The organism is Aequorivita echinoideorum (genome assembly GCF_018476645.1).
In the GTDB taxonomy this organism is placed as follows: domain Bacteria; phylum Bacteroidota; class Bacteroidia; order Flavobacteriales; family Flavobacteriaceae; genus Aequorivita; species Aequorivita echinoideorum.
Genome location: NZ_JAHCTB010000005.1, coordinates 147,589 through 162,038 on the forward strand (window position 1 = coordinate 147,589; position 14,450 = coordinate 162,038).

General features: G+C 37.3%; 17 protein-coding genes. 4 read left to right on the top strand and 13 right to left on the bottom strand.

Annotation, left to right across the window (positions count from 1 at the left end):
- Positions 1-9: 9 nt before the first annotated feature.
- On the bottom strand, positions 10-666 hold the full coding sequence (locus KIV10_RS12120) for an endonuclease III domain-containing protein (RefSeq protein WP_214114105.1): 657 nt from the start codon (positions 664-666) through the stop codon (positions 10-12).
- Between the two features lie 31 nt (positions 667-697).
- Between KIV10_RS12120 and bcp the strand changes: the two genes are divergently transcribed.
- Positions 698-1,150, top strand: a complete 453-nt coding sequence (bcp, locus tag KIV10_RS12125) for a thioredoxin-dependent thiol peroxidase (RefSeq protein WP_214114107.1) — start codon at positions 698-700, stop codon at positions 1,148-1,150.
- Here the strand turns inward: bcp and KIV10_RS12130 are convergent.
- On the bottom strand, positions 1,147-2,601 hold the full coding sequence (locus KIV10_RS12130) for a TonB-dependent receptor (RefSeq protein WP_214114109.1): 1,455 nt from the start codon (positions 2,599-2,601) through the stop codon (positions 1,147-1,149). The two genes, bcp and KIV10_RS12130, sit on opposite strands and share 4 nt — an antisense overlap.
- Positions 2,602-2,682: 81 nt before the next feature.
- On the opposite strand from KIV10_RS12130, the gene KIV10_RS12135 reads away from it, so the two are divergent.
- Together KIV10_RS12135 and KIV10_RS12140 are read left to right on the top strand one after the other, a co-directional pair.
- Positions 2,683-3,459 (top strand): MBL fold metallo-hydrolase, encoded by a 777-nt coding sequence (locus tag KIV10_RS12135; RefSeq protein WP_214114110.1) that lies wholly within the window; start codon positions 2,683-2,685, stop codon positions 3,457-3,459.
- Complete coding sequence (locus KIV10_RS12140) at positions 3,456-3,953, top strand: hydrolase (protein WP_214114112.1); 498 nt, start codon at positions 3,456-3,458, stop codon at positions 3,951-3,953. The genes KIV10_RS12135 and KIV10_RS12140 overlap by 4 nt, the downstream gene beginning before the upstream one ends.
- Here KIV10_RS12140 and KIV10_RS12145 read toward each other — a convergent pair whose 3' ends face one another.
- From KIV10_RS12145 to KIV10_RS12180, 8 genes are all read right to left on the bottom strand, one after another.
- Entirely contained in the window at positions 3,954-4,613 is a 660-nt protein-coding gene (locus KIV10_RS12145) for an alpha/beta hydrolase (protein WP_214114114.1), read from the bottom strand.
- 43 nt (positions 4,614-4,656) lie between these two features.
- Positions 4,657-4,977 carry a hypothetical protein gene (locus KIV10_RS12150; RefSeq protein ID WP_214114116.1) on the bottom strand — a complete coding sequence of 107 codons (321 nt, stop codon included), beginning with the start codon at positions 4,975-4,977 and terminating at the stop codon, positions 4,657-4,659.
- Positions 4,977-6,233 (bottom strand): dihydroorotase, encoded by a 1,257-nt coding sequence (locus tag KIV10_RS12155; RefSeq protein WP_214114118.1) that lies wholly within the window; start codon positions 6,231-6,233, stop codon positions 4,977-4,979. The genes KIV10_RS12150 and KIV10_RS12155 overlap by 1 nt, the downstream gene beginning before the upstream one ends.
- Positions 6,230-8,149 (bottom strand): BatA domain-containing protein, encoded by a 1,920-nt coding sequence (locus KIV10_RS12160; RefSeq protein ID WP_214114120.1) that lies wholly within the window; start codon positions 8,147-8,149, stop codon positions 6,230-6,232. Before KIV10_RS12160 ends, KIV10_RS12155 begins: the two co-directional genes overlap by 4 nt.
- Before the next feature lie 45 nt (positions 8,150-8,194).
- On the bottom strand, positions 8,195-9,388 hold the full coding sequence (locus tag KIV10_RS12165; protein ID WP_214114122.1) for a sensor histidine kinase: 1,194 nt from the start codon (positions 9,386-9,388) through the stop codon (positions 8,195-8,197).
- A 90-nt stretch (positions 9,389-9,478) separates the two neighbouring features.
- Complete coding sequence (locus tag KIV10_RS12170; RefSeq protein WP_214114124.1) at positions 9,479-10,687, bottom strand: sensor histidine kinase; 1,209 nt, start codon at positions 10,685-10,687, stop codon at positions 9,479-9,481.
- 88 nt (positions 10,688-10,775) lie between these two features.
- Positions 10,776-11,558: a TIGR02757 family protein gene (locus KIV10_RS12175; protein WP_214114125.1), complete on the bottom strand. Its 783-nt coding sequence runs from the start codon at positions 11,556-11,558 to the stop codon at positions 10,776-10,778.
- A complete protein-coding gene (locus tag KIV10_RS12180; RefSeq protein WP_214114127.1) occupies positions 11,555-12,214 on the bottom strand; it encodes an ABC transporter ATP-binding protein in 660 nt (219 codons plus the stop codon). The genes KIV10_RS12175 and KIV10_RS12180 overlap by 4 nt, the downstream gene beginning before the upstream one ends.
- A gap of 112 nt (positions 12,215-12,326) precedes the next feature.
- Here KIV10_RS12180 and KIV10_RS12185 point away from each other — a divergent pair, with 112 nt between their 5' ends.
- Positions 12,327-12,629, top strand: a complete 303-nt coding sequence (locus KIV10_RS12185; RefSeq protein WP_214114129.1) for a hypothetical protein — start codon at positions 12,327-12,329, stop codon at positions 12,627-12,629.
- 44 nt (positions 12,630-12,673) lie between these two features.
- On the opposite strand, the gene KIV10_RS12190 is transcribed toward KIV10_RS12185, so the two are convergent.
- The 3 genes from KIV10_RS12190 to KIV10_RS12200 form a co-directional block, all read right to left on the bottom strand.
- Positions 12,674-12,973, bottom strand: coding sequence for a DUF6787 family protein (locus KIV10_RS12190; protein WP_214114131.1), 300 nt, complete (start codon positions 12,971-12,973; stop codon positions 12,674-12,676).
- The gene (locus KIV10_RS12195; RefSeq protein ID WP_214114133.1) at positions 12,970-13,389 is read right to left on the bottom strand and encodes a DUF6146 family protein; all 420 of its coding nucleotides are present in this window, start codon (positions 13,387-13,389) and stop codon (positions 12,970-12,972) included. Before KIV10_RS12195 ends, KIV10_RS12190 begins: the two co-directional genes overlap by 4 nt.
- A gap of 96 nt (positions 13,390-13,485) precedes the next feature.
- Entirely contained in the window at positions 13,486-14,442 is a 957-nt protein-coding gene (locus KIV10_RS12200) for a D-2-hydroxyacid dehydrogenase (protein WP_214114135.1), read from the bottom strand.
- Between the last annotated feature and the right edge of the window lie 8 nt (positions 14,443-14,450).

Consider the following 14,450-nt stretch of genomic DNA (forward strand, 5'->3'; position numbering starts at 1 on the left):
CAGAAATTGCTATTTCTTTGTCTTATAATATTCTTTGATAACCGATTTTCGGCCAATTGTTTTTGTGATAATATCATTATCGAGGTTCCAGCCGCGGGCTGGGGAGTAGTGCCTTCCGTACCAAATTATTTGAAGGTGCAATTTGTTCCAGCAATCTTCCGGAAATAATCTTTTGGCATCCTTTTCGGTTTGCACCGCATTTTTACCATTGGTAAACCCCCATCGCCACATCAATCTATGAATGTGCGTATCTACTGGAAATGCAGGTACATTAAAAGCTTGGCTCATAACAACGCTCGCAGTTTTGTGTCCCACAGCGGGAAGTGATTCCAAAGCTTGAAAATCTGAGGGAACGAAGCCGTTATATTTTTTTATAAGAATTTCCGAAAGCCCGTGAATCCCTTTTGATTTCATAGGAGAAAGTCCTACTGGTTTTATAATTTCCCTTATTTCTTCAACTGAAAGTTTAACCATGTCGTACGGGTTATCCGCAATTTCAAAAAGAATGGGTGTGATTTGATTTACACGTACATCGGTGCTTTGGGCTGATAAAAGTACGGCTATCAATAATGTGTATGGATCTTTATGTTCTAATGGTATTGGGACCGTAGGATAAATTTCATTTAACGTATCAATAACAAAATCTACCTTTTCTTGCTTCGTCATTTTAATTAATTTTATTGCAAAAGTAACTATTATGAAAACATTGAAAGTAGGGGATAATGCTCCACAATTCAAAGTCGCTGATCAAAATGGTGATATGGTTTCCTCAACGGATTTTAAAAATAAAAAATGGGTTGTTTTTTTCTATCCCAAAGCAAATACTCCCGGCTGTACAGCGGAAGCCTGCAACTTAAGGGACAATTACAATGAATTACAAGAGCAAGGTTATAATTTACTCGGAGTAAGTGCAGATTCACAAAAAAAACAAAAGAATTTTCAAGAAAAATATGATTTTCCATTTCCGTTGTTAGCAGATGAAAACAAGGAAGTTATCAATGGTTTTGGTGTTTGGGGGCCGAAAAAATTTATGGGTAAAGAATACGATGGAATTCACCGAATTACATTCGTAATTGATGAGAAAGGAATTATAACAAAAGTTATTGATAAAGTAAAAACGAAGGATCACGCTGCCCAGATTTTGGACTAACTATCAATTTTTTCCTTTGCGGGTTTGTAGTTGAATAATCTTTTCGCTTTAATAATTTCTGCAACACCGGGAGGCAACATCGTTTCCCAACCTTCTTCGCCGTTTTCAATTTTTGAAAGCACTTCCCGTGAGAAAATTTCCATAATGTCAGGGTTGTAGTTTTTAATATCCTCAACTTTGCCGTTATATTTGAAGAATTTATAAAGTTCTTTCATACGTGGGTGAACTTTCAAATTTTCGCTATTCGTGTATTCGCCCGTTTCCGGATCTTTCATGGGGTATAAATATACCTTCAAATCTTTGAAGAATAATTTTCCGAAAGCTTCCAAGATTCCGCCACTTAAATGACGGTAATATTTTTCATCAAAAACATCCACCAGATTATTGACGCCCATGGCCAATCCAATTCGCATTTTTGTGTAGCGCGAAAAATATTCAACGAGTTTATAGTATTCCTGAAAATTGGATATCATAACCGTATGTCCCAAGGAACAAAGCAATTTTGCCCGGTCCATAAAATCTTCCTCATCAATTTCTCCCTCTGCCCGTAAGTTGGAGAGCGTAATTTCAAAAATCACTTCGGTTCTTTCTTCTTCAACCCTGCTTTCATTTAAAAACATTTCATAGCTACGCTCAAACATATCAATATTTACCTTGGTAACGGGTCTAAAACTTCCGCGGAGCGCAAGAATATTTTTCTTATAAAGAATCCTGGCCGGTAAAATGTTATGTCCATCTGGACCAAACATGACGGCATCTGTCATGCCATTCTTGATAAGCTGCAAGCTCATCAACCTATTATCAACATCTTGAAATCGTGGGCCAGAAAAATTTATAGTATCTATTTCAATTTTATCTTTATCGATGTGATCGTATAGATATCGTAATAATTTTCGAGGAGTATCGTATTTATAATAGGCACCGTAGATAAGATTTACACCAAGAATCCCCAATGTAATCTGTTGAAGCTGGGCGTCATTTTCGTGAAAACGTACGTGTAGTGTAATTTCGTTATAGGCTTCTTTTGGGTCTACTTGATATCTGATTCCCAACCATCCGTGGCCTTTATACTGCTTCGCAAAATCAATAGTGGCTACGGTATTTGCATAAGCGAAAAACAATTTATTGGGGTGTTTCTCGCGGATGATACGCTCTTCAATTAAATTGATTTCGTGGGAAAGCATTTTTATGAGTCGCGCCTCAGTTACATATCTGCCGTCTTCCTCAATACCGTAGATGGCATCACTAAAATCCTTATCGTATGCAGACATGGTTTTGGCTATGGTTCCCGAAGCGCCGCCAGCCCTAAAAAAATTACGCACTGTTTCTTGACCGGCTCCAATTTCGGCAAACGTGCCATAAATATTTTCGTTCAAGTTAATGCGTAGCGCTTTACTTTTTATTGACGGAATATCTTCAAATTCCTTATCTCCAAGAATGGTTTCTGGCATGGCAATCTCTCGTTTTTGCTTCGATAACAAAGGTAGCAAATACAATAGGTAAACAAAAAAATTACTGTTATTTTTGCCCTAATGAAATCACAATTCACCGTTACTTTTCTTGGTACGGGCACATCGCAGGGCATCCCGGTAATCGGCAGTGATCATCCCGTATGCCAAAGTAAAAACCCGAAAGACAAACGACTTCGCGTATCGGTACTATTGACTTGGGATGATTATCAATTTGTTATAGATTGCGGGCCAGATTTTCGCCAACAAATGCTGCGCGAAAATGTTTCAAAAATTGATGGAATCCTATTAACCCACGAACACAGTGACCATACTGCGGGTATTGATGACATTCGACCTTATAATTTTAGACAAGGTGATACGCCATTTTACGCCCATCGGCGAGTTTTTAAATCTTTGCACGAGCGATTCGGTTATATTTTTGCCAAAGAGAACAAATATCCCGGCGCACCAAGTATTTCAGAAATTGAAATTGATAAAAATAAAAATTTCGAGATTGGTGGCAAAACAGTGATTCCAATTGAGGCATTTCACGATAGCCTTCCCGTTCTGGGCTTTCGGATTGATGGATTTACATATTTAACAGATGTGAAAACAATTGCTGAAGACGAAATCGAAAAAATTAGGGGAACACGCATTTTGGTGGTAAATGCGCTTCGGGAAGAACCTCACTATTCACATTTCAATCTTGCCGAAGCACTTGATTTCATTAATAAAGTAATGCCAAATAAAACTTATCTCACTCACATTAGCCATTTAATGGGTTTCCATGATGAAGTGGAAAAACGGCTACCGGAAAATGTCCATTTAGCTTACGATACGCTTAAAATTAATCTATGAAGAATAAAATTTTCCTGTATTTATTTTTGTTTGCTGTTCTGTTCATAATTTATCAATATATGAATGAAAAGACGATTTTTAAATCGCAAGAGGCTCAAATTTCAAATTTGGAAGCGAAAATTCAGGCGCGTGAAGATTCGCTTAAATCCCATAAAAATAGTATTTCAGATCTGAACTATTTCACATTAAGTGGTAATGAAAACGCTCAAAATTATTTTGGAAGTTTTGGGAATGATGCAAATACCGTTCAAGATTTGGTAGCCAATAAAATTTATGATCAAAATGTGCTTGAGGGTAGCAATCCCTTAATTCCGTTTGAGGGGATGAATGGCGAAATGAAAATAAATAGAATCCAGTTTTTGAACCATAAATGGATTATTGCCGATTTTACCGATGGAGTTTATTGGGGAGAAATGATATTGGATTACAGCCTAAATTCCCAAAATGAAATTACGCTGAATGTGATTTCTTCATTAATTTATCCAAAGAATTAATTATCCGTTTTTTTCAAGCCACTGTTTCATTTCTGAAAAATTTTGGGGAGAAACGCCGTGGCCAACGGGAAATTCAGAATATTGGAAGTCGATGTTTAGATTTTCCAGAAATGGTTTGGTTTTTCTTGCCCAGTCTACAGGAATTACTTGATCTACTGAGCCGTGGGAAGTGTAAATTTTAAGGTTGCTAAAGTCATTATCAGCAAATCCTTCCTTTAAAATTTCAGTATTTACATAACCGCTGAGTCCAAGCACGTTTTTTACCTTTTCTGGATAGCTCAACGCAACCGCAAAACTTAAAATAGTTCCTTGGCTAAAACCAGCCAATGTTATATTGTTTGGATCAAGATTATATTTTTCTACGGCTTCATCAATGCACTGTGCAATTAAATCACGGGAAGCAATTGCTTGTTTATCATCGCTAAATTTGCCATCCGCACTATCAAAGTAAATATTGTACCATGCATTTCCGTAAGGTTCCAATCGAATGGGGGCGCGAAAGGAAATGACGGCATATTTTTCCGGGAGCTCCGTTGCAAAAGCAAAAAGATCGTTTTCATCGCTCCCAAAACCGTGAAGCATAATAATAGCCGGTGCTTTTTCTGAAGTATTTTTCGCTGGCTTAAAATTGTGTTCTAAACGTAAATCCTTTTTTTCCATAGGTTGCAAAAATAGAAAAGTCTTGAGGAATCGTGTAAAATTTTCAATTTAAAAAAGTAAACCATTCCTGAAACTTTTCGCTAAGCAATGGTATTCCGCCGCGTTTATTCAAAATTGCCATTAACCAGCAGAAAAGCCAAATCAACAAAACAACAGTCCAAAGTATGTCGCCAATTAAATAGTTAATTTGGGACTGAATAACCACGGAAACCATAAACATCAAAAAAATTCCAAACATATTTTTAATATGCCAAGTGGCGAATGGATGCTTTTTTTCAGAATTCATAAAAAACGCAATAAAAAAACCTACAAACGGAGCATAGGCTATTACGGCTTCTCTCTTTCCAGCGGGTGCATTTTGCATCACTTGTTAAGAATTAATTTGTTGTTTGCCAAAATTCCGTAGGGCTTTCCCTTTAATTTTTGGTCTAGGAAAGCCGAATTTTTTGAAGTGGAATAGATATCTGCTTCACTAAAAACCCACTCCGTATCTGGATTGAAAAGCGTTAACTCTGCTTTAGAGCCTTCCTCAAATTTTGTCGAATCGATTTTAAAAACTTCCCTTAAACCAGTCAATGCTTCGATGGATTTTTCAAAACCAATCAATTTGTTCAATACGCCGAAACAAGCCTCAAGACCAATACTTCCAAACTTCGCGTGCTCAAATTCGGTTTTTTTATGTTCCGTATCTATAGGATTGTGATCGCTGGTTACGCCATCGATCGTGCCATCTTTCAGTCCTTTCAAAAGTGCTTTTGCGTCTTCCGAGGTTCGTAAGGGTGGCAATAATTTGTAATTCGTATTGAACTCTTCCAAAAGTTCATCGGTTAAAAACAAATTAAAAATCGAAACGCTACAGCTTACATTCAGCCCATTTTTCTTTGCCTCTTTTATTAAGGATACCGATTTTTTAGTAGAAATGGTTGGAATATGAAGTTTTCCGCCGGTGTACTCCAAAATATAGAGATCGCGGATAATCTGCAGCTCTTCCGAAAGATTGGGTATACCTTTTAAACCGAGTTTTGTACTGTTCACTTCTTCATTTGCGACACCGTTTTTCGCTACGGATTTTTCAAAAGGAAAAGATTGCACCAGTCCATCAAAATTCTGCGAATATTGAAGCGCTATTTTCAGCAGATTTGCATTCTCGATTGGAATTTTATAATCGTAAAATGAAATGGCGCCTTCATTCGTCATATCAAAAAGTTCAGCCAGATCTATGCTTTTGCTGCCCAAAGTTAGTGCGCCAATAGGGTACAATTTTACTGCGTGGCCCTCGGCCTTCGTTTTAATAAATTTTATTTGCGCTTTCGCATCGGTTACTGGAAAAGTATTCGCATTTACCGCAACTGCAGTAAAACCGCTGATGGCGGCGGTATTTAAACCGTTTTCAATTGTTTCCCTTTCCTCAAATCCTGGTTCGCCGAAAGATACGCTACTGTCAAACCAGCCGCGGGAAACGTGGAGATTTTCCAATGAAATTTCCTTGATATTCTTTTTCGATGAAATACTTGCGGCAATTTTTGAAATTTTGCCTTTTTCAATTAAAATGTCGCGTTTTTTTAAATGATGTTTACTTGAAGGTTCAACAATAACAGCCGATTTTAAGAGTATGTTCATTTGTGGAATTTTAAAATAAGCATTTCAAGTATCAGGAACAGCAATGCAAAAATAGCAAACCATTTCCAAAAACTGTTGATGGAATTTTGCTCTGCAATGTTTTCAAAAAGCGATTCCACTGAGCTGAAAGTTTTCGCTCCTTGCCAATCCTCAGCGTTTAAATAGTTGAGATTGCTTTCTGAACGGTCATAATTATAGCTCACATTTTCCAAGAATTCTTCCTTACTGAAAATTTCATAGATGCCGGCAGCATTGGGCTCATCCGTCGTTGTAATCAAAACTTGGTTTGCTTTTGTCTGCTGAAGTGGAATGAAATTTTCTGTTTCAGTTTTAAGAGTTAAAATTTCATCGGAACCTAATTTTACGGGAACCGCAAAAGTATTTTGTGAGCCAATTTCATAATATAAATCCGGTAAAGCGAGACTTAATTGGCTCATATTGTAAATAGTCGGTACAACTAAAGGTGAATTCTGAAAATTGGAATTTTCGGTATTTATGGGTGAAGTGAAAAAATAATTTTTTCCACTTTGGAGCAAAAACGGTTTTCCATCTTCATAGGTGAGTGCCGCGGAAGCATTTGAAGCAACATTGTAAAAGGAATTGACCGTGGGGTACTGAAAGTTAACTACTTGTTTTTCAAATACATTTTCAAAAAGTGGGTGCGAAAACATAATTTTCGTGATTCTTTTTTCCTGTGGAAGTAAATTCTCCAATGTTCCCAAATCTAATAAGGATAAAACGGAATTATAATTACCCACTTCTGCCTGCCCAGATGGAATTATCAAAACGCTGCCACCACCTTCACTAAAAGCTTTCAACGCAGTTGCTAAAGGGGCGGGAATCTCTGTTAATTCATTTAAAATGATGAAATTTTGGTCGGGAATTTCATTGTAATTGAGATTGCGGAATGGCTGTTGCACAAAATCAAATTCCTCGGTATTAAAAAGGCGCTGGAGATAATTGCCATCAGCTTCATTGATAGCCAATACTTTGATTTTTTTCGGCTTATTTATATTGAAAAACAAGGTGTTATCAAAAGGAATGTTGGGTTCCGTCAATTCAATTCTTCCGTTAAAACCTTCGGTATTTTCAATCTCAAAATCTATTGTGTTGCTATTTTTTTCTGAAAAGTCTACTGCAGTTTTAGCCACTAGTTTTTCGCCATTGAATAAGGAAATGGGGGTTTGTTTTAAATCCTCCCCATTCGCTGAAATTCTCACGGTTAATTGAACGTTGGCAGAATTTTTTGAAGCAATATAAACGCTATCTATCGCTATGTTTGAAGGATTCACAGGTTTCAGTTGCACCACATTTACATTCATATTTTCCGGTATTTCCGGAAAAGTTTCCTTTACCTGAAAATCAGAAATAAGCAGCAGCTGCCTTTGAACATCATTTTCTTTTGAAAAAAATTGATCTGCTTTCAATAGAATTTGGGACGGTGTCAATTGATTTTGTGAATACTCCAAGCCTAGAATTTCGTTTTTAAAATCCTGTACCGAAACATTTTTTCTTTCAGAATTATTGGAGAACCAACTTAATTTTTCTGCTGTAATATTTTCAAACAGGTTTTGCGCAGCCCTTTGCAACATAGGGCCATCGCTACCTTTCGCCTGCATACTAAAAGAATTATCAATATAGATAACGGTCTCTTTATTAGTACTCAAAGCAGTTTTGGAAGCAGAAAACGGTTGTGCAAAGGCAATAATAACGCAGGCAAGTGCAAGCATTCTTGCCAATAAGGTTAACCATTTTTTGAGTTGTGAACTTTTCCGTGTTTGGATTGTTACTTTTTTCAGAAAAGCAACGTTCGTGAATTCCACTTTCTGAAATCTGCGAAGCTGAAAAAGATGAATGAATATTGGGATGAGCAGTAAAAAGAGGGCGTAGAGAATTTCTGGGTGTTTAAACTGCATTCCTGTAAATATTGCTCAAAGATAAAAAATGGAACTTAATTCGCCTTACTTATGCACGGTAAAGGTGAAAATACTGCCCTTTCCAGGCTCAGATTCCAGAGATATTTGACCTTGCAATTTTGAAACCAAACTTTTTACGGTTGCTAGGCCAATTCCCGTCCCTTCATTTCCATTTCTATCCTTAACGCCAGTTGTTTTAAAAAGACTAAAAATTTCTTCCTGCACGCCCATATCGATTCCCATTCCATTATCCCTGATGGAAAATTTATGATATTCCGGTTCACTGATGTACGTTACGGCGACAAGTCTTTTTTGATTCATATTGTATTTCAGGGAATTATCAATCAAATTAATAAAAATCTGCATCAAGGCAGATTTGTTCACTTTTTTCAGGATTCCTTCCGTTGGATAAATGAATTCAATATCATCTACTATAAGAATTTCCTTTAGTTCCTCAAAAAAATCTTTTAAATAGATATCTTCTTTTGACGCGCCCAAAAGCTCATCAGATTTATAAAATTTCAAAATACCATTGATGTAATTTTTAAGGGTAGAGGAAGATTCTTCAATATAGGTCAGGTATTCCTGCGATTCATCCGTTAAATTTTCATTTTCTTCCCGCAGCAGTTGGGTGAGTGAAGTGATGTTTGCCAAGGGAGATTTTAAATCGTGGGATACCAAATGGGCAAATTTTATTAAACGCTCGTTTCTGTTTTGCAATTCCGTTTGAAATTCCATCAACAACGAGTTTTTCTTCCGAAGCTCAAAAAGATTGGTCACTTGTTTTGCTAGAGCTTTTAAAGCAGATATCTGGACATCGTTCAACTTTCTGGGCGCGTGGTCAAATACACACAATGTGCCCAGCACAAATCCACTTGAATTAATAAGCGGGACTCCCGCATAAAATATGGCATCAATATCCCAAACCAATGGATTGTCGTGAAATCTACCATCTTTTCTGGCGTCCTCGATGACGAAGATTTCAGCATCACTATTTATGGCGTGTCCGCAAAATGAAAGCTCTCGTGGCGATTGATTAAAATCCAATCCATAATGCGATTTGAAAAAATTTCGATCTTTATCTAAAAGCGTTATGAGTGAGATAGGGACCTCGCAGATTGTGGCAATCAGTTTGGTAATGTTATCAAAATCATCTTCAGAAAGTGTATCGAGTAGATTGTATTTTTTCAGCTCTGCTAATCTTTCAGACTCATTTTCGGGGATTTCTGGGGCAATCATATAATTTTATAGCTATCCTTTTTTTGGATTGCGGTAAATATAGTTTTATATGAGTCAATCTGAAAATTTCTTAACAGGATATTATAACAATTATATATCGCTGCGTTTTATGGTGAAGTGGAAGGTGGTGCCTCTACCTAATTTTGAAGCTACTGAAATAGTCCCGCCAAGTCTTTCAACTAATTTTTTAACGGTTGAGAGCCCAATACCATTACCTTTTTTACCGAATCGATCATTTTCGGCTGCAGTTTTGAAAATTTCAAAAATGTCAGAAATTTTATTCTTTGGTATTCCTATTCCGTTATCTGCAATTTGAAAATGATATTCTTTAGATTCTTTCCAGCAAGAAATATCAATAATTATCTTGTCTTTATCGTTGTACTTTAGACTGTTGGTCAAGAGGTTGATAAAAATTTGTTCTAAAGCAACTCTATTACCTAGGAGTTCAATGTTTTTTTCCGGAAGGTTTATTTCACACTCTCCATCAATATTCAATAACTCAATAATTTCCTCGAAGAGTGCATTGCTATCAAACCTTTCGGCTTCACGTTTCACTATGTTATCACTTTCATAGTGTTCCAGTAGCCCAGAAATATATTCGCTTAGTGTGAAAGAAGATTGTTTAATGTAATCCAAATATTCCCGACCTTGATCGTCAAGAAATTTTCCATATTTCGATCTCAAAATATCGGAGGTGATAATCATATTTGCCAGCGGCATTTTCATATCGTGGCTTACCAGTCCGGCAAAGTTTTTCAACTCATCATTTCTGGCTTTTAATTCCTCTTGAAGAACCAATAATGCCTCATTCTTTTTGCGCGCTTCAAACAACCGAACTACTTGATATGCCAATGCTTTTAGTGCATCTTTTTGGCTTTTTGAAAGTGTACGAGGTTTGGTGTCAAAAATGCAAAGGGTGCCAAGCGTGAATCCATCAGGGCTTACAAGCTTTACACCTGCATAGAAGACTGCATTTTTTTCCAGCACAAGTGGATTGTCCTTAAACCGAATGTCCTTGCGCGCGTCTTCAACGATAAATAAATTTTCCTCATTTAATATTGCGTGGCCACAAAAGGAAATATCGCGCGGAGATTCGTCAAAATCCAAACCGTAATGCGATTTCAAAAAATTGCGGTCAGAGTCCAAAAGGGTTACAAGTGATATGGGGACGTCACAAATACTTGCGGTAAGAGCCGTAATGTTGTCAAAATCCTTTTCGGGCAAAGTGTCCAAAAGGTTGTAAGATTTTACTGCGGCCAACCGAAGTTGTTCGTCTTTAGGTGTTGCGGGTTCTATCAAGTCTGAAATTCCTCGTACTTTAAATAAGTACCAAAAGTAACTAAATTTTCGACATTCCAAGTAAAGTTAAACAAATGTTAATAGGAATTTAATTTTTTTTGTTTTCGGTAAATTTTTCAAAGGCTCCCAATCCAAAAAGAGCAAAATCATATTTCACAGGATCGTGCTTATCCAATTTTCGCAAGGCGTCATCCAATTCCTCCAAAGCTTTCGAGTCGTTTTGTTTTCGCTTCAATAAATTTAATTGACGAGCGACGTTGCCACTATGGACATCAAGCGGACAAGAAAGTTGGGAAGGGGAAAGGCTCTCCCAAATGCCGAAATCCACGCCAGCATTGTCATTTCTTACCATCCACCGTAAAAACATATTGATGCGTTTAGCTGCTGAGTTTTTTAGCGGATCGCTTATGTGTTTTTGCGTGCGGGGAAGATGGGGAAGACTAAAAAAGACTTTTTTGAAATGATGGATTGCGGGCTGCAACGAATTTTTTTCGGCGTATTTTGAAAAAACATATTCCAAACCGCCGTGATTAATATAAATGTTATTTAAAGATTTAAAAAAATACGCCAAATCTATATGGTTAAAAGTTCTGTGGACGAAAGGCTCTACATTCGAAAAATTTTCTTCAGAAAAATCCATCACGAAATCGTAGGGCGAATTGCCCATAATTTCAACGAGGCGTTTCCCATTATTTATGATGCTTTTTCTATTTCCCCACGCAATAGTTGCAACCAGAAAGGCAGAAATTTCAATATCTTCCTTTTTCGTAAAAAGATGTGGAATTTGAATGGGGTCCGACTCAATAAAACTGGGATGATTGTAAACAGTAACCTTTTCGTCGAGGAAATCCTTCAGCTCGTTTTGTTTCATTGAATAATTTTTCCGTCCTGCATCACCAGTTTTCGGTCGGCCATATTGGCAAGCTCTTCATTGTGTGTTACAATTACGAAGGTCTGGCCGAATTGATCACGAAGCGTAAAAAATAAATTATGAAGATTTTCAGCACTTTCCGTATCCAGATTTCCACTTGGCTCATCAGCTAGGATTATGGATGGGTTATTGATGAGCGCCCGCGCAACGGCCACGCGTTGTTGCTCACCGCCAGAAAGTTCATTCGGTTTATGGTCTTCACGGTGTGATAGCCCAAGGAATGAAAGCAATTCCTTCGCGCGTTTTATTGCCTCCGGTTTAGGCGTATTTTTTATGAAGGCAGGGATGCAAACATTTTCAATCGCAGTAAATTCGGGTAAAAGCTGATGGAATTGAAAAATAAAACCCAAATTTTCATTCCTGAATTGCGCCAATTTTTTTCCGGAGAGCGATCCTACATCGATGCTATTTATTTTAAGCGAACTTTTAGTGTCATGAATAGTATCCAGTGTCCCCAAAATTTGCAAAAGCGTGGTCTTACCTGCTCCCGAAGCCCCAACGATTGAAACAATTTCACACTTTTTTATATGAAGATCTACACCTTTCAATACGTGAAGGTGGTCATAATATTTATGGATATTTATCGCTTCAATCATATTTTATAATTAATGGTGTGAAAGTACTATTTAATGAGGAACCATACAATTTGAAATAAAATATTGTTTCAAACTTTGGCAGGTTTATTGTAGTTCTAAAGAAAAAAGAATTATGAAAGATTATAAATATAAACTACTTACACGCGGTATTATTTACGATGCCATTGGTATGGTTACTATGGTAATTCCCTTCATCGGTCCTTTTCTCGATATTATCTGGGCGCCAATTGCAGCCAAGGAAATGAGCAAAATGTATGATGGTTACAAGGGGAAAATAGCATCGGTTCTTGTATTTTTGGAAGAGATTTTGCCTTTTACAGACGTGATTCCTACGTTTACATTAATGTGGCTATACACTTATGTTTGGAGAAAACAACCTGAGCCGAAGGCAATTAAAATCAAGGTTAATGAATAATAAAACTAAATCCCAGAAATGGGATTTTTTTGTATTGTAAAATTTTATTTGAATAAAAACCCAAGGCCCATTCTGCGGAGCATCATTTTTTCAAAATTCCAAAAAAAGTTGAATTCACCAAAGAGCCATCCAAAAAACACCAATAATATTTGATAAATGGGAAGAATGACTAAAATCCGGAAAGGCCAATAGATGTACCATCCCATTTCTTTTTTAATTGCGAACGCTTCCGTGAGCGGTTCAGCGAGTTTTGCCGAAGAACTTCCCGTAACGGCAAATACCAATAGAATTACGAAAAATTGCCAGTTGGAAGACACATTCCAGCGTTGTTTGAGTTTTTTCAATTTCTGATGCCTATGAATTTCTGATTGTAACGCCGCTGAAAAAATAAAAAGTAATTATAAAGTAGATAATTTACCTCGTAGCCATAATCTATGGTTGTGTCATAATTGATTTCCTGAACATATAAGTCGCGCGGATATCTATTGATTTGTCGCACGCGATTGTTGTATTCGTTAACTATCAATCTATTTCGAACTTCAAGATAAGGCTGGCCGTAAAATCCGCGCGGGGGCTGGCTAGCGAGCCAAGCCTGGAAACCAGGTTCAATAATGATGATTTCATACTCCAAACTATCATTTGCAATGCGAATAGTATCATTTGCTGCAGTTCTATCAGAAGAATTTTTGAACGCAGCATCGCCAGAGCCACAACTGTAAATGGCTATTGAAAAACCGATTATGAGTAAGAAAGTTTTCATATCAAACTTCACAAATGTACCTATTGTAGTAGCAAACGTGGGTATTTTAACGCGTTTTTAAAATTCTTTTTAAATTCGAAAAAGAATGTTTTCTGATTAAATTTTAGATGCAATTGCTATAATCTGTTCCGCAAGCTCGGTTCCAATCCTATCCTGTGCTTCGAGAGTGGCGGCGCCAATGTGTGGACTCAGGGAAATTCGGTCATTCATCAATACTTTAATGGATGGTTCTGGTTCATTCTCAAAAGTATCGAGCGCCGCAAAGGAAATTTTTCCACTTTCCAGACCTTCCAGCAAAGCCTTTTCATCGATTACGCCACCTCTGGCGGCATTGATAATGGCAACGCCTTGCTTCATTTGCGCAATTTCTTCCTTACCAATTAAATAGTTTTTTTGGGCGGGAACGTGGAGTGAAATAAAATGGCTGTGCTTGATTAATTCCGAAACAGGTTCCGTTTTTATTGGAAGCGTGATTTTCTGGCCGTCATAAAAATCGAGCGTAATAGCTGCCTCGCCAACTTCACTATCGCTTGCAATTACTTTCATACCGCAGCCCAAAGCGATTTTCGCCACTTCCCGACCTATTCTTCCAAAACCGACAATTCCCAAAGTCTTTCCGCGAAGTTCCCTTCCGCTGGCGTAACTCTTTTTCAGATTACCAAACTTGGTGTCTCCGTCCAATGGCATATTTCTATTGGAATCGTAAAGAAAACGAACGCCACCAAATAAATGAGCAAACACCAGTTCCGCAACAGAAGCAGAGGATGCCGCTGGCGTATTTATTACCGCAATGCCATTATTTCTAGCATATTCCACATCAATATTGTCCATTCCCACTCCGCCTCGGCCTATTATTTTCAAGGAAGGGCAATTGTCGATAATATCTTTTCTCACTTTTGTGGCACTGCGCACCAAAAGCACATTTATATTATTTTCATTGATATATTTCTGAAGTTGTTCCTGCGCCACATGCACCGTTAAAACTTCCATTCCGGCTTTTTCCAAAGCTTCAATTCCACTTTTTGATATTCCGTCGTTTGCTAATATTTTCATCTGAAGCA